Annotated in this window: 21 protein-coding genes and 1 other annotated feature; of the genes, 18 read left to right on the top strand and 3 right to left on the bottom strand. The window is 39.0% G+C overall.

Annotation, left to right across the window (positions count from 1 at the left end; all coding sequences use genetic code 11):
- The first annotated feature begins 10 nt into the window (after positions 1–10).
- From QK255_RS09880 to QK255_RS09830, 11 genes are all read left to right on the top strand, one after another.
- On the top strand, positions 11–850 hold the full coding sequence (locus tag QK255_RS09880; protein ID WP_002335498.1) for a Cof-type HAD-IIB family hydrolase: 840 nt from the start codon (positions 11–13) through the stop codon (positions 848–850).
- A gap of 25 nt (positions 851–875) precedes the next feature.
- Positions 876–1436: a pyrophosphohydrolase domain-containing protein gene (locus QK255_RS09875; protein WP_002335499.1), complete on the top strand. Its 561-nt coding sequence runs from the start codon at positions 876–878 to the stop codon at positions 1434–1436.
- A gap of 199 nt (positions 1437–1635) precedes the next feature.
- Positions 1636–3357 carry a septation ring formation regulator EzrA gene (locus tag QK255_RS09870; RefSeq protein WP_002342254.1) on the top strand — a complete coding sequence of 574 codons (1722 nt, stop codon included), beginning with the start codon at positions 1636–1638 and terminating at the stop codon, positions 3355–3357.
- Between the two features lie 165 nt (positions 3358–3522).
- Positions 3523–4665 (top strand): cysteine desulfurase family protein, encoded by a 1143-nt coding sequence (locus tag QK255_RS09865; RefSeq protein WP_002315458.1) that lies wholly within the window; start codon positions 3523–3525, stop codon positions 4663–4665.
- A 15-nt stretch (positions 4666–4680) separates the two neighbouring features.
- Positions 4681–5892, top strand: a complete 1212-nt coding sequence (gene thiI, locus QK255_RS09860; protein ID WP_002310213.1) for a tRNA uracil 4-sulfurtransferase ThiI — start codon at positions 4681–4683, stop codon at positions 5890–5892.
- 263 nt (positions 5893–6155) lie between these two features.
- On the top strand, positions 6156–6803 hold the full coding sequence (locus QK255_RS09855) for a redox-sensing transcriptional repressor Rex (protein WP_283341539.1): 648 nt from the start codon (positions 6156–6158) through the stop codon (positions 6801–6803).
- Between the two features lie 128 nt (positions 6804–6931).
- Positions 6932–7148: a binding site (T-box leader), on the top strand.
- A gap of 47 nt (positions 7149–7195) precedes the next feature.
- A complete protein-coding gene (locus QK255_RS09850; protein ID WP_002310214.1) occupies positions 7196–9841 on the top strand; it encodes a valine--tRNA ligase in 2646 nt (881 codons plus the stop codon).
- 196 nt (positions 9842–10037) lie between these two features.
- The gene (locus QK255_RS09845) at positions 10038–11351 is read left to right on the top strand and encodes a bifunctional folylpolyglutamate synthase/dihydrofolate synthase (protein ID WP_002342252.1); all 1314 of its coding nucleotides are present in this window, start codon (positions 10038–10040) and stop codon (positions 11349–11351) included.
- A complete protein-coding gene (locus QK255_RS09840; RefSeq protein ID WP_002342251.1) occupies positions 11341–11994 on the top strand; it encodes an HAD family hydrolase in 654 nt (217 codons plus the stop codon). The genes QK255_RS09845 and QK255_RS09840 overlap by 11 nt, the downstream gene beginning before the upstream one ends.
- Positions 11995–12048: 54 nt before the next feature.
- Positions 12049–12741 (top strand): RadC family protein, encoded by a 693-nt coding sequence (radC, locus tag QK255_RS09835; protein WP_002314243.1) that lies wholly within the window; start codon positions 12049–12051, stop codon positions 12739–12741.
- A gap of 149 nt (positions 12742–12890) precedes the next feature.
- Positions 12891–13091 (top strand): cold-shock protein, encoded by a 201-nt coding sequence (locus QK255_RS09830; RefSeq protein WP_002294067.1) that lies wholly within the window; start codon positions 12891–12893, stop codon positions 13089–13091.
- Positions 13092–13347: 256 nt separating this feature from the next.
- Here the strand turns inward: QK255_RS09830 and rnjA are convergent, their stop codons facing one another.
- Complete coding sequence (gene rnjA / locus QK255_RS09825; RefSeq protein WP_002310218.1) at positions 13348–15027, bottom strand: ribonuclease J1; 1680 nt, start codon at positions 15025–15027, stop codon at positions 13348–13350.
- A gap of 1 nt (position 15028) precedes the next feature.
- Entirely contained in the window at positions 15029–15241 is a 213-nt protein-coding gene (locus tag QK255_RS09820; protein ID WP_002287947.1) for a DNA-directed RNA polymerase subunit epsilon, read from the bottom strand.
- A 392-nt stretch (positions 15242–15633) separates the two neighbouring features.
- On the opposite strand from QK255_RS09820, the gene efrA reads away from it, so the two are divergent.
- From efrA to QK255_RS09800, 4 genes are all read left to right on the top strand, one after another.
- Positions 15634–17364, top strand: a complete 1731-nt coding sequence (efrA, locus tag QK255_RS09815; protein WP_002314241.1) for a multidrug efflux ABC transporter subunit EfrA — start codon at positions 15634–15636, stop codon at positions 17362–17364.
- Positions 17361–19121 carry a multidrug efflux ABC transporter subunit EfrB gene (gene efrB, locus QK255_RS09810; RefSeq protein ID WP_002310221.1) on the top strand — a complete coding sequence of 587 codons (1761 nt, stop codon included), beginning with the start codon at positions 17361–17363 and terminating at the stop codon, positions 19119–19121. Before efrA ends, efrB begins: the two co-directional genes overlap by 4 nt.
- A 94-nt stretch (positions 19122–19215) precedes the next feature.
- The gene (locus tag QK255_RS09805) at positions 19216–19413 is read left to right on the top strand and encodes a hypothetical protein (RefSeq protein WP_002310222.1); all 198 of its coding nucleotides are present in this window, start codon (positions 19216–19218) and stop codon (positions 19411–19413) included.
- Between the two features lie 149 nt (positions 19414–19562).
- On the top strand, positions 19563–20048 hold the full coding sequence (locus tag QK255_RS09800) for a gamma carbonic anhydrase family protein (RefSeq protein WP_002310223.1): 486 nt from the start codon (positions 19563–19565) through the stop codon (positions 20046–20048).
- Positions 20049–20149: 101 nt separating this feature from the next.
- Here QK255_RS09800 and clpP read toward each other — a convergent pair whose 3' ends face one another.
- Positions 20150–20743 (bottom strand): ATP-dependent Clp endopeptidase proteolytic subunit ClpP, encoded by a 594-nt coding sequence (gene clpP / locus QK255_RS09795; RefSeq protein WP_002289402.1) that lies wholly within the window; start codon positions 20741–20743, stop codon positions 20150–20152.
- Positions 20744–20922: 179 nt separating this feature from the next.
- Between clpP and QK255_RS09790 the strand changes: the two genes are divergently transcribed.
- The 3 genes from QK255_RS09790 (at position 20923) to miaA (ending at position 23199) form a co-directional block, all read left to right on the top strand.
- A complete protein-coding gene (locus QK255_RS09790) occupies positions 20923–21450 on the top strand; it encodes a CAP domain-containing protein (protein ID WP_002289403.1) in 528 nt (175 codons plus the stop codon).
- A gap of 90 nt (positions 21451–21540) precedes the next feature.
- A complete protein-coding gene (locus tag QK255_RS09785; protein WP_002290344.1) occupies positions 21541–22278 on the top strand; it encodes a glycerophosphodiester phosphodiesterase in 738 nt (245 codons plus the stop codon).
- Between the two features lie 3 nt (positions 22279–22281).
- Positions 22282–23199 carry a tRNA (adenosine(37)-N6)-dimethylallyltransferase MiaA gene (gene miaA, locus QK255_RS09780; protein ID WP_002290343.1) on the top strand — a complete coding sequence of 306 codons (918 nt, stop codon included), beginning with the start codon at positions 22282–22284 and terminating at the stop codon, positions 23197–23199.

The raw sequence follows: 23199 nt of genomic DNA, 5'->3' as shown, positions 1-23199 counted from the left end.
GGCGAAGTCTATGATCAAAGCTATTTTTTTTGATATTGACGGAACATTGGTCACCAATCGTTCAAAAGCATTGGAATCAACAAAACAAGCAATTAATTATGCTCGGAAAAACGGCATTTTATGCGGTGTAGCAACGGGTCGCAGCCCAATAAAGATCAAAGAAATCATTGATGAATTGGAATTAGATATGTATGTCGTGTATAATGGCCAACTGGTTTTTACTGCAGATCGAACGATTATCGACCACCCTTTTGAACAAAAAGTATTGGAACATATTGTTGAATTTGCAGATGAGAACCATCGACAAATCGTTTTTGGTGCGAGAAATCGGCTAGATGGATCAACGACGATGCTATTAGGACAATCGATTTTTATCAAGCGGCTAGTCAGCTTTTTACCGCGTAAATTCCCGGTACGTCTGATGAAAAAAATCCTCCAGCTTTTTAGCCCTCACCGGCAAAAGGACCGTTATGAAACATTAGAGATATTAAAAGAACCAATTTACCAATGTATACTGCTTAGTCCGGAGTCAGAACAGAAAAAGTTAGAACATCTATTTCCTGAGTGTACCTTCCAACGTTCAAATACGTATACTGTAGATATTATCCCAAAAGGTGGTTCAAAATTGCTAGGCATCCAAGCTTTCGCAAATGCTGTCGGAATTGAGATGGAAGAAATCATGGCATTCGGCGACCATTACAATGATATCGAGATGCTGAAAGGTGTAGGAATTGGAGTGGCCATGGGAAATGCTCAGAACGAAGTAAAACATGCCGCAGATTTTGTGACCCAATCAAATGAAGAAGATGGCATATACGAAGGACTGAAACACTTTGGTCTGATTTATTAGTCAATGAAAGAAGGAAAACATTAGTATGGAATCAGAGACACCTTTTCAAAAAGTAGAAGCATTTCACAAAATTTTTGATCCAAGAAGACCAGAAATCCCCACAGCTTTTAATGCGATGGAGGCTCATACACGTGCTGCATTCAAAATAGAAGAACTTGTTGAATTTGTTGCAGCTACCTCACCAAGTAAAGAACAACTACATGAAGCTGTTACTCTGCTACACGAAGCATTAGATAAAGCAGAAGAAAAAATACTTGATAAAACAGAGTGGGGAAGTGACCCACTGATTGAACAAGTAGATGCACTGACAGATATCCTTTACTTTACTTATGGTTCTTTTTCATTATTGGGAATAGCGCCTGATCGAATATTTGATATCGTGCATCAGGCAAATATGGGAAAATTGTTTCCAGATGGAAAACCTCATTATGATCCTGTAACAAATAAAGTATTGAAACCTGAGAACTGGCAGATGGAGTACGCGCCAGAGCCTAAAATCGCGGCAGAAATCCAACGACAGATTCAAGAAGCTCTTGCTGGGAAAAGCTCTGCTGATAGGAGTGCACGCACAAACGAAAGAGAGTGATCAGTACTTCACTATTTTTGTTATATTTATACGATGGAAAAACAAAAGATTTTCGTTTAAGTTAGTGAATGCATGAAAATAGTATGCTATAATCTAGAATAGATGTCTTTTGCACGAGAGACGTATTATTTGGATTTATGCTAAGCAGAACGCCATCTGTTGCATAAAAAGATGCATACTGAAAACGGAGGAACCATAAATGGGAAATAATGTTATCATCGGAATCGTCATTGCAATCATTATAGTCGCCATTGTCGTCTTTTTGGTTAGTTACTTGATGAAGAAAAAAAACCAAGATCGATTGGATGCCTTAGAAAAACGCAAGGAAGAATTATTTGACTTGCCAGTGATTGAAGAAGTCGATGATGTTAAAAAAATGCATCTGGTTGGGCAAAGCCAAAATACCTTTCGTGAATGGAGTCAAAAGTGGAATGACATATCTACTTCCTCATTCGCTGAATTAGAAAGTCAAATTTTTGAAGTGGAAAACCTCAATGAAAGTTTTCGGTTCTTAAAAGGAAAAAAAGCAGTTGTTGAAGCAGAAGCAACAATGGACCAAATGGAGAAACAAGTAACGGAAATCCGTGAAGGTCTGAAGGAATTGCGAGAAACAGAAGAACGCAACTCATTAGCTGTCCAGCAGGCGCTTGATGTCTATGAAGAACTGAAAGAAAAAGTCAGAGAAGACGAGCATGAATATGGACCAGCTCTTTTTGAATTGCAAAAACAGATCAAGATGATCGAAAAAGAATTTACGCAATTCGTGACTTTAAATACTTCCGGCGATCCTGTAGAGGCCCGCGAGGTTTTAGATAAAGCAGAAAAACATACGTATGAAGTGGAAGCTCTGATGAAAAAAATACCACCACTGTATGAAGATCTCCATACGACTTTCCCTGAACAACTTGAAGAAATTAGTGATACTTATGAGAAATTAATGGAAGAACAATATGTATTCCCTGAAGAAGATCTTGCTGAAGATATCGCAAAAGTAAGTCGAAGAATTGAAAATTCATTAGCCAATCTTGAAAAAACAGAAGTTGAAACGGTCGAATTCGAAAACCGAGAAACAGCTGATTTGATTGATTCGCTATATGACATCTTAGAACGGGAAATGGAAGCTCAGAGATATGTAAAAACTAACCAATCAACGATTGCAGAGTATATCAAACATACAACGAAGAATAACCGTCAATTATTGATTGAGTTGGATCACACCGCTCAAAGCTATACATTGAATCACAATGAAATTGGTCGTGTACGAGGTTTCCAAACTGAAGTGGAAGAAATGGAACGTCAAAATGAACAGATGATTCCACAGATTCGCCAACACGAAATCCCTTATTCAGAAGTGCTTACGTTCTATAAAACAGTCTTCAAGGTCTTAGAAGATATCGAAACGCAACAAGTAGAGATCGACGACTCATTACATGAATTGAGAAAAGGCGAAAAAGAAGCGCAAGAAAAGATCGATACATTCGAATTTAAATTGCGTAGCTTGAAACGTTTTGTAGAGAAACAACGTTTGCCTGGCTTGCCGAATGATTACCTAGAATTCTTTTTTGTTGCTACTGATCGTATTGAAGAACTAAGTGTTGTCTTGAATAAAATTCGAGTAAACATGGAGGAAGTCAATCGTTTAGTTGCTCTATGCGAAGAAGATCTAGAATTATTAGATAAGAAGACACATGATCTAGTAGATGCAGCAGCACTAACGGAGCAAATGCTCCAATATGCAAACCGTTATCGTCATACACACGAAGAAGTGCGAGAAGCAATTGATAAAAGTTACTATTTATTCAATAAAGAATATCATTATCAAGAAGCATTAGACGAAATTGGTACAGCATTAGAGCGAGTAGAACCAGGTGCTTTCAAACGTATCGAAGATTTTTATTTTAATCATCCAGACTTAGTATAAAGCAAAAAAGCAGCAATCATGCAAGAACAAGACAACCATCCGTCTTGTTCTTGTCTTTTTTTATGTCTATCCGAAGGACGAAACAAGTGAAAATTCCACCTGCTCTTGAAAGCACCTTGGACAACCGTTATAATAGAAAAGAATTTCAAAAAAGAGGGGTTTCTTATGATATATTTTGATAACAGTGCAACGACCCCAATCTTTCCGCAAAGCTTAGATGCATACGTAAAAACCAGTCAGCGGATTATTGGGAATCCATCAAGTCTTCATGATTTGGGCAATCAAGCTAATCGGTTGTTGCAGCAAGCAAGAAAGCAGATCGCTGATTTGATCCATGCAGAACCAGAAGAAATCTTTTTTACTTCAGGAGGAACAGAAGGAGATAATTGGGTATTAAAAGGAACGATGATTGAAAAAAGAGAGTATGGGAATCATATGATCATTTCAGGAATCGAACATCCGGCAGTCAGTGAGACGGCCGAACAATTAAAAGAATTAGGAATCGAAGTAAGTATCGCCCCAGTAGATAAACGCGGTTTTGTACGTGTTGACGAATTGAAAAAATTAATAAGAAAAGAGACAGTTTTGGTCTCTGTTATGGCTGTGAATAATGAAGTAGGATCGATTCAGCCCATCCAAGAAATCAGTGATCTTTTGGATGATTTCCCTAAAATTCATTTCCATGTAGATGCTGTTCAGGCAATCGGAAAAGTACCATTCTCGCAATGGTTGACAGGGAGAGTGGATTTTGCAACATTTTCAGCCCATAAATTCCATGGCCCACGGGGAACTGGTTTCATTTATTGGAAAAAGGGTCGTCGTTTAGCACCATTACTGACAGGTGGAGGACAGGAAAGAAATCAGCGAAGTGGGACAGAAAATGTTCCAGGTATTGTGGCTATGGCTAAAGCTTTACGTTTATCATTAGAGATAAAGGAACAAAAACCTGAGCAGACACAACGCTTAAAAGAAGCTTTGATCCATGCGCTGAAGTCGTATGATAAAGTGACGATCTTTTCAGAAGGAACCGACTATGCGCCGCATATTTTATGTTTTGCTCTAAAAGGAATTCGTGGTGAAGTTCTCGTCCATGCATTAGAGGAAAAACAAATATTTGTTTCTACTACTAGTGCCTGCTCCTCACGTAAACATATGGCAAGCAGTACATTGCATGCGATGCATGTACCAAATGATTTGGCTACATCTGCTATTCGAATCAGCCTAGATGAAAATAATTCATTAGCAGAAGTGGAGCAATTTATGATTATTTTCAAGCAGCTTTATAAGAAATTTTCTGCAATCAATTAAAAGAGGAGTGTTCTTGTGAAATACAGTGAAATTATGGTCCGTTATGGAGAGCTTTCGACAAAAGGAAAGAATCGAAAAAGCTTTATCATGCAACTAGCACAAAATGTCAGACAAGCTTTGAAAGAATTTCCAGAAATCAAAATCCATGCTGATCGCGACCGGATGCATCTTTTGTTGAATGGTGCAGACAGTCAGCTAGTTATTCCAAAACTAGCAAAAATATTTGGGATCCAAAATTTTTCTCCGAGTATTCGGGTAGAAAAAGATGTCGAAGTTTTGAAACAAGCTGTTCAAGACATCATGAAAGAAATTTATACAGGGAAAGAAACATTTAAAATTATCGCTAAAAGAAGCGATCACCAATTTGAATTGACAAGTAATGAATTGAATCAAACATTAGGCAATGCTGTTTTTGATATTTTCCCTCATATCCAAGTTCAAATGCGTCAGCCCGATATTCCATTACGTGTAGAGATTCGTCGTGACGGCGCTTATCTGTCGTATGAAACGATCAAAGGAGCTGGCGGGTTGCCTGTAGGAACAAGCGGAAAAGGAATGCTCATGCTTTCTGGCGGGATTGATTCTCCTGTTGCAGGATATTTTGCAATGAAGCGGGGAGTGGAAATCGAAGCTGTTCATTTTGCTAGTCCGCCGTATACAAGTGAACAAGCACTGCAAAAAGCAAAAGACTTAACAGCGAAACTAGCACCTTATGTAGGAACAATCCATTTTATTGAAGTGCCATTTACCGAGATTCAAGAAGAAATCAAAAAATCAGTGCCACAAGGATATTGGATGACGATCACTCGTCGAATGATGTTGCGGTTGACCGATGAAATTCGCCGTATTCGTCATGGTCTAGTTATTTTGAATGGCGAATCATTAGGTCAAGTGGCTTCACAAACCTTGCAAAGTATGGTGGCTATCAATGAAGTAACGAATACGCCAATCATTCGGCCTGTAGCGACAATGGATAAACTTGAAATCATTGAAGTAGCAGAACAGATCGATACATTTAATCTTTCTATCCAGCCTTTTGAAGACTGCTGTACGATTTTTGCTCCTCCACAGCCAAAAACACGCCCTCAACTGGAAAAGGTCCATCAATATGAAGAGCGTTTAGCAATAGATGAAATGATCCAACGAGCACTAGCTGGCTTGAAGATGGAAGAGATACAAGCAGAATCTTCTAATGAAAAAACTGAAGAATTTTCAGAATTGCTGTAGGTTGTGAAATCAGTGTTTTTACCTGAGTATTAGAGAAACAAAACGGAAAAATAGCTCCATATATTTTACCGTTTTTGAACTAATGTCGAAGATTAGCTGATAAATGATAAAAAAGAGAATTTTCCATGAAATAGCGACCCAAATAGTTAATTTTTGGGTCGTTTTATTTGTCTCACACCCTTTTCCTTCCTACCTGTAACCTTGCTCCCGGGTTAGAAACATGTTACACTAAATATGTGAAATTATTAACAAGGAGCGTCGTTATGCGAGAAAAAACAGATACACTGCCAAAAGCAACTGCGAAAAGGTTACCTTTATATTTACGCTATTTAAAGATGCTAGATGACTCAGGCATAAGTAGAATCAAATCAAATGAGTTCAGCGAAATCACCCAAATTCCTTCTGCAACGATCCGCAGAGACTTCTCGCAATTAGGCGAGCTAGGCAGAAGCGGATATGGCTATGATGTCCCTTTCCTTATCGATGTATTCAATAATATCCTTAATACTAAAGAAGAAAAACGAATCGCATTAGTTGGATACGGAAATCTTGGCAAAGCATTGAAACACAACAATTTTAGAAGAAATGAAAATCTAAATATCGTGTGCGTCTTTGATAATGATCCAGCACTGATCAATCGAGTCATTGATGGAGAGATGATCTATCCGATTGATCGTTTCGCGGAGATAGCCAAAGCAAAAAATGTGACAGTAGCAATCTCTACGGTACCAAGTAAATATTCACAATCTGCTATTGATGAAATTGTCAAAGGAAATGTAACCGCTATCCTTAACTTTGTACCTGACCGAGTAACTGTCCCAACTTATGTCAATGTTCAATACATTGATTTGACAACCGAGTTACAGACGCTTATTTACTTTGATGAGAATTACTCAGAAGTTTTTTCTTAGGAAAATTTGAGTAGGCTTATTGATCTTGCGAGGATCCATTGTAATTCTTTCAAAAATTTTTTAATACTAAATGAAGTGGTTTTTTCACGACCACTTGTTGACTAAAAAAAAAAACCATTGTAGAATGAAGCATAACGCTGAACAAGAGGAGTAACTGGCACATTCATTCTTAGAGAGAGAACTATCTGCTGAAAGGTTCTCAATGACAACCAGTGAAGGTAGCTTGGGAGTTTCTGTCTTGAATGGAGTAGAGATAGACGAGTCGTGATCGTTAACTCACTGGAGAGGCAATAATGATTGATTATTGCAATTTAGGTGGTACCGCGTAAATCATACGTCCTAAAATACGAAAGTATTTTAGGACGTTTTTTAGTTTAAAGGAGGAAAACAGCATGACGGAAGAAAATAACCTATCAACAAAATATAACCCGCAAGAAGTTGAAGCTGGACGTTATCAGCATTGGTTAGAACAAGATTTGTTTAAACCGAGCGGAGATAAAAAAGCAAAACCTTATTCAATCGTGATCCCACCCCCAAATGTTACCGGAAAACTTCATTTAGGGCATGCTTGGGATACGACCTTGCAAGATATGCTGATTCGTCAAAAGAGAATGCAAGGATATGATACTTTATGGTTGCCTGGTATGGACCATGCAGGAATCGCGACACAAGCAAAGGTAGAAGCAAAGCTTAGAGAGCAAGGAATTTCTCGCTATGATCTAGGTCGTGAAAAGTTCATCGATCAAGTGTGGGAATGGAAAGAAGAGTATGCAAGTCATATCCGTGAACAGTGGGCTAAAATGGGATTATCTTTAGATTACAGCAGAGAACGTTTTACATTAGATGACGGATTATCTGAAGCAGTACGTAAAGTTTTTGTTACCTTATATGAAAAAGGGTTGATCTATCGCGGTGAATACATCATCAATTGGGACCCTCAAGCACGAACAGCTCTATCTGATATCGAAGTTATTCATAAAGACATTGAAGGCGCCTTTTACCATATGAGCTATGAACTGGCAGATGGATCAGGCGTAGTAGAAATTGCGACGACCCGGCCAGAAACGATGTTGGGAGATACGGCGATTGCTGTTCACCCAGAAGACGAGCGTTATCAAGCGCTGATCGGCAAAAAAGTGATTCTACCTTTAGTCAATAAAGAAATCCCAATCATTGCAGATGAATATGTAGATATGGAGTTTGGGACAGGTGTAGTAAAAATCACTCCAGCACATGATCCAAACGACTTTGAGGTAGGTAATCGTCATGATCTCCCACGAGTGAATGTGATGGATGATGATGGCACGATGAATGAACTAGCAGGAAAATATGCTGGAATGGATCGTTTTGCTGCTCGTAAAGCAATCGTGCAAGATCTAAAAGAAATCGGCCGATTGATCAAAATCGATACGATGGTCCATAGTGTGGGACATTCCGAGCGGACAGGTGTCGTTGTCGAACCTCGATTGTCTACTCAATGGTTTGTAAAAATGGCGCCGTTAGCAAAAAAAGCCATTGATAACCAAGAAACAGATCAAGCAGTGGAATTCTTCCCTCCAAGATTCAATCAAACATTTTTACGTTGGATGGAAAATGTCCATGACTGGGTAATTTCACGACAATTATGGTGGGGACATCAAATCCCTGCATGGTATCACAAAGAAACAGGCGAAATGTATGTAGGAATGGAAGCACCAGCTGATAGTGAAAACTGGGTCCAAGATCCGGATGTTTTAGACACTTGGTTTAGTTCAGCATTGTGGCCTTTTTCAACGATGGGCTGGCCAGACACGGAAAGCGAAGATTATAAGCGGTACTTCCCTACTAGCACCTTAGTAACTGGTTATGACATCATTTTCTTCTGGGTAAGCCGAATGATCTTCCAAAGTTTGGAATTTACTGGCGAACGACCATTTGAGAATGTCTTGATCCATGGATTGATTCGTGACGAACAAGGGCGGAAGATGAGTAAATCATTAGGTAATGGGATCGATCCGATGGAAGTAATCGAAAAGTATGGAGCAGATGCTCTTCGTTGGTTCTTATCGAATGGTTCTGCACCAGGACAAGATGTTCGCTTCAGCTATGAAAAAATGGATGCTTCATGGAACTTTATCAATAAAATCTGGAATGCTTCACGTTTCGTTATCATGAATATCGAAGGTATGACCGTAGAAGAGATCGATTTATCTGGAGAAAAATCAGTGGCTGACCGTTGGATTCTTACACGTTTGAACGAAACAGTCGCACGTGTAACTGAATTATTTGATCGTTTTGAATTTGGTGAAGCCGGTAGACAACTGTATAACTTTATCTGGGATGATTTTTGTGACTGGTATATCGAAATGAGCAAAGAAGTACTTTATGGAGATGATGCTGTTTCAAAACAAACAACACGTAGTATCCTAGTCCATACCTTGGATCAGATTTTGCGTTTGTTGCATCCAATCATGCCATTCGTCACAGAAGAAATATGGGAACATATTCCTCATCAAGGAAATTCTCTAGTAGTAGCAGAATATCCTGTGGTACGTCCAGAGTTTGACGATGAAACTGCTTCTAAAGGAATGGAAGTATTGAAGGAATTGATTCGAGCCGTTCGAAATATTCGTTCAGAAGTGAATACACCATTGTCTAAACCAATTACGCTATTAATCAAAACAAACGATGCTAAAATCGATCAATTTTTAGTTGAAAATACAAGCTACATCGAACGCTTCTGCAACCCAGAAGAGTTGACGATATCAAGTGAGATCACTGCACCAGATCTAGCGATGTCAGCTGTTCTGACAGGTGCAGAAATCTTCTTGCCGTTAGCAGGATTAATCAATATCGAAGAGGAAATCAAACGATTAGAAAAAGAACTGGAAAAATGGACAAGCGAAGTGAAACGTGTCCAAGGAAAACTTTCTAATGAACGGTTTGTTTCTAATGCGCCGGAAGAAGTAGTAGAGGCAGAACGTGCAAAAGAAAAAGATTATTTAGAGAAGCAAACGGCTGTCAAAGAACGAATCGAAAGTTTGCGTACTATTCAATAAAAGCGGGGAATACCACTTATTCCGAATAAGGGGATGTGACATAATTATTGTCGCATCCTCTTTTTTAGTCTACTCTGATTACTTAGAAAAAAGAGCGATTTATCATGTATCCGGAGCAGATTTTTTTCTCTATCGTCCTTTTATTTTTCTTATGTCTTCTATTTGTTATAATAAAAGAGAAATGGGGGAATTGTTGATGACGATTGAAGAAGCAATAGAATGGATCCATAGTCGATTACCATTTGGTTCACGTCCTGGTCTTGACCGAGTCGAAGCTTTATTAGAAGTGGTAGGTCATCCGGAGAGGAAAGTAAAAACGATCCATATCGCTGGAACAAACGGAAAAGGGTCTACTGTAGCCTATTTGAGAAGCCTATTAGAAGAAGCTGGTCTGATAGTTGGAACGTTTACTTCACCTTATATCGAAACGTTCAATGAACGGATTGCAATCAATGGCAAAAGTATCCCAGACAATGACTTGATCCAGCTTGTAAAAAAATATCAGCCGCTGATCAAACAACTTGATCAATTTGAAGCAGTAGCTGGTATCACTGAATTTGAGACATTAACAGCAATGGCATTTGATTATTTTTTGATGAAGAAAGTAGACGTAGCGATTATTGAAGTGGGCTTAGGTGGCTTATTGGATTCTACCAATGTAGCTGTACCGATGCTAACTGGAATAACAACGATTGGGCTTGATCATACCGAGATACTTGGAGAGACGATTGGAGAAATCGCTGCGCAAAAAGCAGGAATCATCAAACAAGGCGTTCCAGTTGTCACAGGAAACATCGGCCCAGAAGCTTTTAATGTCATCAAACAAACAGCTAAAGAAAAAAATGCGATGCTTTATGTATACGGGGAAAATTATAAAATAAACTATCTGCATCCTGATGAGACTTGGGGAGAAGTATTTGAATTCTTTAATGAAGCAGGGAAAATCCCTCAACTAACCACGCCGCTTTTAGGGCAACATCAAGCTGAAAATGCAGGAGTAGCCATCGAATTGTATTTTGTTTACTGTCAATTGGAAAAGCTGCCTTTCCGAGAAAAAGATGTTTTGAAGGGGTTGAAGAAATCTCGATGGCCAGGAAGAATGGAGCGTATGAGTAACGAGCCATTAGTTGTTTTAGATGGTGCCCATAATACGCATGCAATGAACCGGCTTGTTGAGAATTTGAAAAAAGAATTCAAAGGATATCAAATCAACATTTTGTTTTCCGCCTTACGGACTAAAAATGTTAGAGAAATGCTAGAACGATTGCAGCAAGTACCAAATGTCCATATTTATTTGACGACCTTTGAACATCCAAAAGCCATTGAATTAAGTGAAGTATCAGATTTAGCAAGTGAAAGAGTATCAATTGTTTCATTGTGGCAATTCGGATTAGCAGATATATTGGAAAAGATGACAAATGAAGATGTATTAGTTGTGACCGGTTCGCTTTATTTCATTTCAGAAGTTCGTCATTTATTAATACAATTAGGAGGAGACCATGAAGTATAATGCAGTGATTTTTGATATGGATGGTTTATTGTTTGACACAGAGTTAGTATATTACGAGGCTTCACAAGTAGTAGCAGATAGGATGGGTTTTCCATATGATAAAGACCTGTATTTAAAATTCTTAGGTGTTTCCGATGAAGAAGTGTGGGCGAATTATCATATGATTTTTGCGGAATTCGGCAAAACAAGCGTACAAAGATTTATAGATGATTCATACCAGGAAACGCTTGAGCGCTTTTCACAAGGAGCTGTACAAATGAAGCCAGGGGTGTTGGAACTCCTCTCTTTTTTAGAAGAACAACAGATTCCCAAAGTTGTCGCTTCCAGTAACCAACGAGCTGTCATTGAACTTTTATTGAAGAAGAACAATCTGTTTGAACGATTTGAGACGATTATTTCCGCAGAGAATGTCCAACGAGCAAAACCAGATCCGGAAATTTTTTTATTAGCCAATCATAAATTAGGTACAGCTAAGAAAGAAACATTGATTTTAGAAGATTCACAAAATGGTATTTTAGCAGCTTCTGCGGCTGAGATCCCTGTAGTCATGGTGCCAGATTTGCTTCCGCCTTCCCAAGAATTGATCAAAAAAACGGCTGGGGTCGTTTCTTCTTTGCATGAAATCCCTGCATTGATAAAATAAAAATCCATCTCTTTTCGTATCTTATTTTAGAAAAGATAGAAAGGAGATGTTTTTTTGGAAAAACGATTGATGAAAGAAGTACCAACTAGCTCTTTACCAAGAGAACGTATGGAAATTTATGGAGCTGAAGCTTTATCGGATCAGGAGCTTTTAGCCATTTTACTGCGTACTGGTCAACACCCTCATAGTGTGATGTCGATTGCTGGCAATCTGTTAAAAACGTTTGGTGGATTGGCTTCTTTACGACAGGCGACTTTGCATGAGTTAGAAGAGATTCGAGGGATAGGACGTGTGAAAGCAATCGAAATCAAAGCCTTGATCGAGTTAGGCCGCCGCATTCAGACGGACCAAGAAAGAGCAGCTCCGGCCATTCGTACTAGCCATGAACTGGCACAACAATTGATTCTGGAAATGAAAGATTACAAACAGGAACATTTGATTTGTATTTATTTGGACACGAAGAATCAAGTGATCTTAAAAAAGACAGTGTTCATCGGTTCGCTGAATCAGTCAGTCGCTCATCCTAGAGAAATATTTCATTATGCTGTACGTTATTGCGCGGCAAGAATCGTTTTAGCACATAATCATCCGTCTGGTAATGTTATTCCATCACAACAGGATATGAATTTTACTAAAAGGATACAAAAGTGTGGAGAAATGATGGGTATCACTGTACTGGATCATTTGATCATCGGACGTAAACGATATTTTAGTTTGAGAGAAGAAGGATTAATGGAAGAGAAGTAAGTTGCTTTCTTGCAAAAAAAATGAAGCAAGTGTACAATTATATTGTAATTTTGTTTGGGAATAGAAGTTGAAACATCTGTTGCACCTCTATCGTACACGAGCAATGTTACAATTTAAATAAGTGCTTTTGGCACGAGGAGGATATTATTATGGAAAACGGAACAGTAAAATGGTTCAACGCTGAAAAAGGATTTGGATTTATCTCACGTGAAGATGGAAGCGACGTATTCGTTCACTTCTCTGCTATCCAAGGTGACGGATTCAAAACATTAGAAGAAGGTCAAGCAGTGACTTTCGACGTTGAAGAATCAGACCGTGGCCCACAAGCTGCAAACGTTGTAAAAGCTTAATTTTATCTGTAAATTAAATTGATGGTAGGCATCAATTTTTACGAGAGAACAAAGCGAGTAACAAAAATACCTGCCACAAGAGGAAATTTCTCTTGTGGCAGGTATTTTTGTATGAAAAAGTAAATAAATTTTAAGAGGTTGTGAAAAAGCTGCCCTGTATCAAGCAATAAGAACAGCCAAATAAAAACAACTTGTCCTGTTTTCCGTTTGGTTTCTCTTATACTCAGATCAGAGCACTAATTTCACAACCTCTTACTTATTCTTCATCTGGTGTCATGACCATCGGTAAAATCATTGGATGCCTTTCTGTACGTTCGAATAAGAATGGCTGAAGCGCGCCAGTCATCGCTTCTTTCAATTTATATTCTGAACAGTCAGGTCCATTTAAACATTCTCTTAAAGCATGGAATAAGATTCGCTGAGCTTCATTGATCATTTCTCCTGATTCTCGCATGTAAACAAATCCACGAGAGAGAATATCTGGACCAGCTAAGATTTCTTTTTTCTTGATATCTACTGTTGCAACAGCTAATACAAGACCTTCTTCTGAAAGCAAGTGACGGTCACGTAAAACGACATTACCGATATCACCGATTCCGCTACCATCGATATACACATCCCCAGCCACAAAATGCCCAGCAGGACGTGCAGAATCGCTAGTTAACGCTAAAACATCGCCATTTTCCATGATGAAGCAGTTTTCTGCAGGAACACCTACATCTTGTGCTAGAGAAGCATGGACTTTCAGCATGCGGAATTCCCCATGGACAGGGATAAAATATTTTGGTTTCATCAAGCGAAGCATCAATTTTTGTTCTTCTTGTCCACCGTGACCAGAAGTATGGATGTTATTGATTTTTCCATGGATTACTTCTGCGCCAGCTTCAGACAGCAAGTTGATCAAATGATTGACACTTGTCGTATTACCAGGGATAGGTGAACTTGAAAAGATCACTGTATCGTCTGGCTGGATTTGGATTTGACGGTGGGTACCATTTGCAATACGGCTCAAAGCGGCCATCGCTTCCCCTTGAGAACCTGTACATAGGATCATCGTTTCGTTAGCAGGCAAGCGATTGATTTCATGTGCATCTACAAATGTGCCGTCTGGAACTTTGATATATCCTAAACGTTGGCCATTGACAATGGCATTTTCCATGCTACGTCCGAAAACAGCGATTTTACGACCAGTCGCCACAGCGGCATCTGCTGCTTGCTGCAAACGGAAGATATTAGAAGCAAAGCTGGCAAAAATAATACGACCTTCGATTTTTGAAAAGATCTTCAAGATAGAATGACCAATCGTTTTTTCTGATTTAGTAAATGTTGGAATCTCAGCATTTGTACTATCAGATAAAAGGCACAAGACACCTTCTTCCCCGATACGAGCCATTTTATGCAAGTTTGCTGGTTCGCCAACGGGAGTGAAATCAAACTTGAAGTCTCCAGTCGCTACGATATTACCAGAAGGTGTTTTCACCACGATTCCTAATGCGTCTGGGATACTATGAGTTGTTCTGAAAAAGCTGACAGAAGTTTTTCTAAAACGAATGATCGTATCTTCATTGATTTCATGAAGCTCTGCCTCTCGAAGCAAGCCATGCTCATCTAATTTGTTCGTGATTAACGCTAATGCGAGAGGACCAGCATAGATAGGAATATTTGCTTGTTTTAGCAAGTAGGGTATTCCGCCGATGTGGTCTTCGTGCCCGTGAGTAATCACTAGGGCTTTTACTTTGTGCAAGTTTTGTATGATGTAGCTGTAGTCGGGAATGACATAGTCAATTCCAAGTAGATCGTCTTCCGGGAACTTGATCCCGGCATCAATCAAAATGATTTCATCTTGGAATTGTACCCCATACGTATTTTTCCCGATTTCACCTAATCCACCAATAGCAAAGACGCCTGTCTCATTATTTTTGATGGAAAGTTTCATATTAAAACTCCACTAATGAGAAATCAGCATTTTCTTTTTCGTATTCTAGATGACTTCCTTCTAGAAGTTGAACGAATTCAATATTGTATGGGGTATTTTCTTCCACACGTTGGCGAGCGTCTACATCGCTTTTTGCCTCAATGTAAAGAGATTTTGTTTCTTCCCGTTTAGGGTTACGTACTTTTGTTTCTTGATAATAAACTTTATAGATCATTGTTTTGTCTCCTTTATCTGCGTAAAGCAGTGATTTAGCTAGTTGATTTTTTTAGACAACACAAAACGAGGGGACAAGCCACCTAGTTTTTCATATGCTTTGACTAGAATACTGGATTCGAGTCAAAGAGACAAGCCTCGTTTTTGCTCATCTGTTCGGATATTTTTTCAACCGTACCTTCTGTATAAAAAATATACAACAATTAATTGTTATTCTAGCATAAAACAGCAAATAAGTATAGAAATCAACTAGATTGAAAGAAAAAATCAACGTTTATCATTTTACTATAATTATAATGACTTTTTTATGAGAGAAGTGTTCTATTAATAGGTTCGTTGTGCTATCATTTTTAGTAATGAAAATGTAACAAAAGATTAAAAGGAGATGAGAAAGTGAAACTAATGTGGCATTATACCATGCGTTATAAGAAATTCTTGTTTTTCAATTTCATATGCGTATTCGGTTTTATTTTGATTGAATTAGGACTTCCTACGATTTTAGCACGTATGATTGATGTAGGAATCCGCAATGATGATTTTGATTATGTGAAACAGCAAGGAATATTTATGATCGTTATTACCGTAATCGGTATTATTTTGAATATCTTGTTAGGTTATTTTGGTTCGAGGATCACGACCAATATCGTAGCAGATATTCGAGATGATTTGTTCGAAAAGATCCAAAGCTATTCGCATCAGGAGTACGAAAATTTAGGCGTATCTTCCTTGATTACTCGTACAACAAATGATGCTTATCAGATCATGTTGTTCCTGCAAAATATTTTGCGTATCGGTTTCATGGCGCCGATGATGTTCGTTGTCAGTTTGTACATGGTCATGCGTACAAGTGTGACACTCAGCTTGTATGTAGTAGGCGCATTGCCTTTGCTATTATTGGCGGTCGTAGCGATTGCTAAGGTGTCTGAGCCGTTATCTAAAAAACAACAAAAAAACTTAGATAAAATCAATAGTATCTTGCGGGAAAACCTTTCAGGATTGCGTGTGATTCGTGCATTCGTCAATGAAAAGTTTGAAGAAAAACGCTTTGCTGTAGTCAACGAGAATTATGCTGCTAGTTCGAAAAGCTTGTTCCGTTTGATGGCTGTTGCACAACCAGGTTTTTATTTCTTATTTAATATCGTGATGGTATTGATCATTTGGAGCGGGGCAGTGCAAATCGATGCTGGCGAACTTCGGGTAGGAGATTTGATTGCATTTATCGAGTATATATTCCATGCCTTATTCTCATTCATGTTATTTGCCAGTGTGTTCATGATGTATCCAAGAGCAGCCGTTTCAGCTGGACGTATCCAAGAGGCACTAGATGCCAAACCTTCGATTGTAGAAGATCCAAATGGTATATCGGATACGAAGACTAAAGGGTATATCGAATTTCAAAATGTAACATTTGCTTATCCAGGCCATTCGCAAGAGCCAGTGATTCGAAATGTCAGTTTTACAGCCTCTCCAGGAGAAACCGTTGCTTTTATTGGAAGTACCGGTAGCGGAAAATCTACGTTGATTCAATTGATTCCTCGCTTTTATGATGTGAGTGAAGGAAAGATCTTGGTCGATGGAGTAGACGTGAGAGATTATCGGTTAAGCAAGTTGCGAGATAAGATTGGGTTTATTCCGCAAAAAGCGCTGCTATTTACTGGAACGATTGCCGATAATTTGCGATACGGGAAAGAAGATGCCACACAAGAAGAAATGGAACGTGCAGCTGAGATTGCTCAAGCTTCAGAATTCATTTCTCGAAAACCAGATGGATTTGACGAACATTTATCAGAAGGTGGTTCCAATTTTTCAGGTGGACAAAAACAACGATTGGCAATAGCCAGAGCCATCATACGCCGTCCGGAAATCTATATTTTTGATGACAGCTTTTCTGCATTAGATTATCAAACGGATGCGAAGTTACGTGCTCGTCTGAAAAAAGAAACAACAGAGTCTACTGTGTTGATCGTAGCACAACGTGTGGGAACGATCATGCATGCAGATAAGATCATCGTATTAAATGAAGGAGAAGTCGTCGGTATGGGGACACATCGGGAGTTGTTGGAAAAATGCCCGATTTATTATGATATTGCCGCTTCTCAATTATCAAAGGAGGAACTAGCATGAAAAAAACCTTTTCTTCCTTAAAACGTTTAGCTCGATATATCAGACCGTATCGTGGGACATTTCTTCTAGTGATCCTATTTACAGTTCTGACAGTGGCTTTCAACGTGGCTTTGCCATATGTTACAGGACTTCCTACTACAGAAATCAGTCGTAATATTGCCAATGGCGAATCAATCAATTTTTCTTATATATTCAAATGTCTTATTTGGATCACAGTGGTCGGAATAGGGTATTGTATTTCGCAATTGCTTTCTGGGGTTTTGATGACAAATGTCGTTCAAAGTGCCATGCATGATTTGCGAAGAGACATAGAAGAAAAAATCAATCGCCTTCCGGTTTCTTATTTCGATAAAAACCAACAAGGAAATATTTTGTCTCGTGTGACGAATGATGTAGATGCAGTCAGCGGTGCTTTACAACAAGCTTTTATTGGAATCGTAAATGCGATATTGGGAATTACGTTGGCTGCAGCAATGATGTTTTATATCCAGCCGATGATGGCGCTGATCTCTATGATCATGATTCCAACATCGATCTGGATCTCCAAACGAGTAATCAATGCTTCGCAGAAATATTTTCAAAGCATGCAGAATTCGCTTGGTGAGCTAAACGGCTACGTTCAAGAAAATATGACAGGTTTCAGTGTATTGAAAGTATACGGACGCGAAAAAGAAACATTGGAAGGATTCAAAAAAGTAAATCACAGCTTGAAATACTTTGGGTTCCGCGCAGCGTTCATTTCTGGGTTGATGATGCCATTAGTTCAACTAACTGCCTATGCTACTTATATTGGTATGGCTGTTCTAGGAAGTTTCTATGTTATTACTGGGGCGATCGTTGTTGGTCAACTTCAGGCATTCATCCAATATATTTGGCAAATCAGCCAGCCGATGGGGAACGTGACCCAATTGTCTTCTGTTTTGCAAAGTGCATCAGCGGCAACAAAACGTGTATTCGAGATTTTAGATGAGCCAGAAGAAAAAGAAAACAAAGTAGATGTTTCACTGCCAGAAACGATTTTAGGAGATGTGACATTCGATCATGTCGATTTTGCGTATGATCCGAAGAAACCATTGATTCAAGATTTGAACTTTGAAGTGAAAGCAGGTCAAACCGTGGCTGTCGTCGGTCCGACCGGTGCCGGCAAGACGACCTTGATCAATCTATTGATGCGTTTTTACGACGTAGACAAAGGAGCTATCAGGATCGACGGGATTGATACCAAATCAATGAGCCGCAGTGACGTCCGTTCGCTATTTGGTATGGTCTTACAAGATGCATGGCTCTATCAAGGAACGATTGCCGATAATATCCGTTTCGGAAAGCTTGATGCGACAGATTATGAAGTAGTAGATGCTGCAAAAACAGCAAACGTAGACCATTTTATCCGGACAATGCCAGATGGATATGAGATGCCCATAAATGCTGAGGGAGACAATGTGTCTTTAGGACAAAAACAGTTACTGACGATTGCCCGAGCAGTGGTTTCAGATCCTAAAATTTTGATTTTGGATGAAGCGACAAGTTCAGTAGACACTCGTTTAGAAGCGTTGATTCAAAAAGCGATGGATCGCGTGATGGAGGGGCGGACAAGTTTTGTCATTGCTCACCGTTTATCGACGATACGCGATGCAGATCTGATTCTAGTGATGGATCAAGGTCAGATCATTGAAAAAGGAACACATGAGAGTTTATTGGCACAAGGCGGATTTTATGAAAAACTGTATAACAGCCAATTTGCTGAGGAAGCAGGATAAATCATAGAAGGATAAAACAGTTTGAAACTTATTTTTTGTTCTCCTTTCTTGATAATGGTAAAGTAAGGTTATCAAAAAAAGTGAGGGCACGGAGATGGAACAGTTTTTAAATGAAAAAATCACTGAAGCCAAAAGAGAAATTGATCGTTTAACGCACGTCTGTCAGACAAAACCACTTGATTCAGCTGATTTTTTTGAAAATGAGTTTCAAATCGAACGTTTGGCAGCACAAATCGAAGTGTACGAATTAGTTTTGAAGAAAGTAATAGAAGAAAATATAGAGGTACAATAAACAGGTAAAACGTCAGTTTACCAGATAGCGCAAATAGGCATCTGGACTGAGCAGGTTTTACCTGTTTTTTTCTTATAAAATAAATATATGCTATGATACATTTATTCAATAGGATTAGTTTCTACAAAAAACGAAAGGAGAAAATAGAGATGGAACGGTTTATAGCATCAAATGCTACAGTGATTGGTGACGTGACATTGTCAGAAGATGTGACGATCTGGTATCAAGCAGTTTTACGCGGGGACAGTAATTGGATAAAAGTAGGACAAAGAACGAATATCCAAGATGGTACAATCGTCCATGTCGATCATGATGCACCTGTGGATATTGCGGAGAATGTGACGGTAGGACATCAGTGCATGCTACATGGCTGTACAATCGAAAAAGGGGCGCTGATCGGGATGGGAACCACGATATTGAATCATGCGGTTATTGGTGAGAATAGTTTGATTGGTGCTGGATCATTAGTAACAGAAGGAAAAGTTATTCCTCCTAATGTCTTGGCGTTTGGTCGCCCAGCTAAAGTGATCCGACCTTTAACAAAAGAAGAAATCCAAAAAAACAAAGAAAACATCCAGCATTATGTCGAAATAGGTCGGATGCATGCGCAAGGAAAATTCAAGGAGCAAAGATAGGCAGTAGCATCCATAAAAATAAAAAAAGGATGGTCAGTTTGAGCTGGCCATCCTTTTTTTGGTTTAGATAAGAGAGCTTAAAAAGCTTCCTTTGAAACAGATTAATTTAATGAAGAACTGTTTTCCATGACTTCATCAATCAATCCATATGCTTTTGCTTGTTCAGCTGTCATATAGTTGTCACGGTCTGTATCTTTTTCAATCACTTCAAGCGGTTGGCCAGTGCGTTCAGCTAAAATTTTGTTTAAGCGTTCGCGTGTTTGTAAAATATGACGTGCCGCAATTTCGATTTCGGTTGCTTGACCTTGAGCGCCGCCAAGAGGTTGATGGATCATAATCTCAGCATTTGGTAAAGCAAATCGTTTCCCTTTTGTACCAGCTGTCAGCAAGAAGCTTCCCATTGAAGCAGCCATACCCATAACGATTGTTTGGACATCAGCTTTGACAAAGTTCATTGTGTCGTAGATAGCCATACCTGCTGTAACTGAACCACCAGGAGAATTGATATAAAGATAGATATCTTTTTCAGAATCTTGAGCATCTAAGAAAAGCAATTGGGCGATGATCGAATTAGCAAGATCATCAGTTACTTGGCCGCTTAACATGATGATACGGTCTTTCAATAAACGTGAGTAGATATCATAAGCTCTTTCGCCTCGTGATGATTGTTCAATGACTGTAGGAATTAAATTCATAATAGAGTTCCTCCTTGGTTTCGTTTAGAAATAGTGTACCATAATTTAGTTTCTAATACCTAAAAAGTAGTATACATTTTTGGTCAAAAAAGGTCAAATAAAAAACTTAGGCAAATTAGTCGCATAAACCTGCTTTATGGTATGATAAGCAGAGAAGCAAAACAAGGAGGAACAACAGATTGATAGTTGGTATTACCGGTCTTATCGGCGTGTTGACGGGTGCTGTAGTTGTCTATATCGGCATGATACTGCAAATGCGTCACTTGGAAAATAAAGAACAGCGTAGACGTGAATTGGAATTGAAAGTCAAAGAAATCGAGACGCTGAACCAATTAAATAAAAAGATCAACGAGATCTTGCAAAAACGGACGACGCTGATGGAAGAATATGTCAGCTTTGATGCATTCGATGATTGTTATATCACGATTGACGATTTTGCATATCTCCAATCATTTTCAGCGCAGAATAGTTTTTATCTGCCAAATTATATTTTAGACGAGCTGTTTAAGAACATCTCCCATCGAAAAGTGATTTTATCTCCAGATGAAACAATGAAGATTGGTGGATATGCTTATAAAGGTGGACGCGTGATTTTAGAGAATTTTACGGATAGTTTGACTGAAATGATCAATGAAAAAAAAGCACAGTTGAAGACTATGACGCGCCAGCCGATTGGTTTCTTCTCGAAAGATGATGTTTGGAGCTGATATTTTGAAGTATTGCCGTTGCACATGAGAGCGTGGCAATGCTTTCTTTTTTTCTTAATGATACAATAGAATTGAACGGAGTGAAGAAAGATGTTACAAATCTATGCTCATCGCGGAAGCAGCGGTACCCACCCAGAAAATACGCTTCCTGCATTTGCAGAAGCTGTACGAGTGGGTGCAGATGGTATCGAACTAGATGTTCATCTAAGCAAAGATGGTTATTTGATCGTTATGCATGATGAAGAAGTGGATCGGACGACTAACGGTAAAGGGCTGATTCGAGAAAAAACATTGGAAGAACTCAAAAAATTGAATGCAGGAGGCAAATTCAGCAAAGAATTTCCAGCAGCTAAAGTCCCTGAATTGAAAGAAGTTTTAGGACTGCTTCTCCAAAAAAATTACCGAGGGATGCTAATGATTGAAATTAAAACTGATCAGTATGAATATCCCGGTATCGAAGAAAAATTAGCCGAAACATTAAAAAGCAGAGATTGGCCTTTTCAACATGCATATTGCAGCTTTCATTTGGCTTCTTTGGAAAAAATCGCGTTATTGGAACCAGAGATACAGCTGGACTTATTGATGAGTACTTCTGATAAAAAGATCCAACTAGCAGCAGAAACCCCTTATATAGAAGGAGTACATCCAAAAAATACTTGGTTGTTCGAACATCCTGTCCAGGCAGCTGATTTTCCAAAAGCAATTCGTGCATGGACGATCAATGATGAAGAAGAAATGGCCAAATGTCAAGAACTCAAAATAGATGGAATAATAACTGATTTTCCGGAGAAAGCTCTTCGGTGGAAACAATCAACGAAAAGTAGGTAAAATATGGAAAAAGTATTAGTGATCGTCGGTCCGACAGCAGTCGGTAAAACAGCGCTAAGTGTGGAACTCGCACAACTATTTAGAGGAGAGATCATCAGCGGTGATTCATTGCAAATCTATAAAAATCTGGATATCGGTACAGCAAAAATCAAAGAAGAAGAGATGAATGATGTTCCGCATCATTTGATTGATGTGATCGAACCTACTCAACATTACTCAGCCGCTGATTTTCAGCGTTCAGGTCGACAATTGATTACTGAGATTGCGAACCGAGAGCATCTACCTATCATAGCTGGTGGCACGGGTCTGTATATCCAATCTCTTCTATACGATTACCAGTTAGGGGCGACAGAAGAAGCGAATCCTGAGATTAGAAAAAAGTATGAAACGTTAGCCGAGACAATTGGTTCCAAAGCGTTATGGAATCAGTTGAAAGAAAAAGACCCGGCAGCTGCTGAGAAAATCCACTGGAACAATCAGCGCAAAGTGATAAGAGCTCTGGAAGTTTTGGAGACGACAGGGCATAGTATCACGGCACCTAAAGAAGAGCCAAAGCGTTTATATGATTACCTCATGATTGGGTTAGATACGAAGCGTGATGTCCTGTATGATCGAATCAATCATAGAGTCGATTTGATGCTAGCAGAAGGCTTGGTAGCAGAAGCACGTAAGGTATATGAGCTTGGAGAAGTCCAAGCCAGTCAAGGGATTGGATATAAAGAATTTTTTCCTTATTTTGAAGGGAAAGAAACATTGGAAGAAGCAACAGAACAAGTCAAATTACATTCGAGAAGATACGCGAAACGTCAGTTAACGTGGTTTCGGAACCGTTTGGATGCACAGTGGTTTGATCTTATAAGTGAGCCAAATCAAAAAAGTCAGATTGAGCAAACAATCAAAAAATGGCTGGAGGCGGAATAA

This window comes from Enterococcus sp. ZQ21 (assembly GCF_030053755.1).
In the GTDB taxonomy this organism is placed as follows: domain Bacteria; phylum Bacillota; class Bacilli; order Lactobacillales; family Enterococcaceae; genus Enterococcus_B; species Enterococcus_B lactis.
The sequence above is the reverse complement of the archived record's forward strand: the minus strand, read 5'-3'. Positions and strand labels throughout refer to the sequence as shown.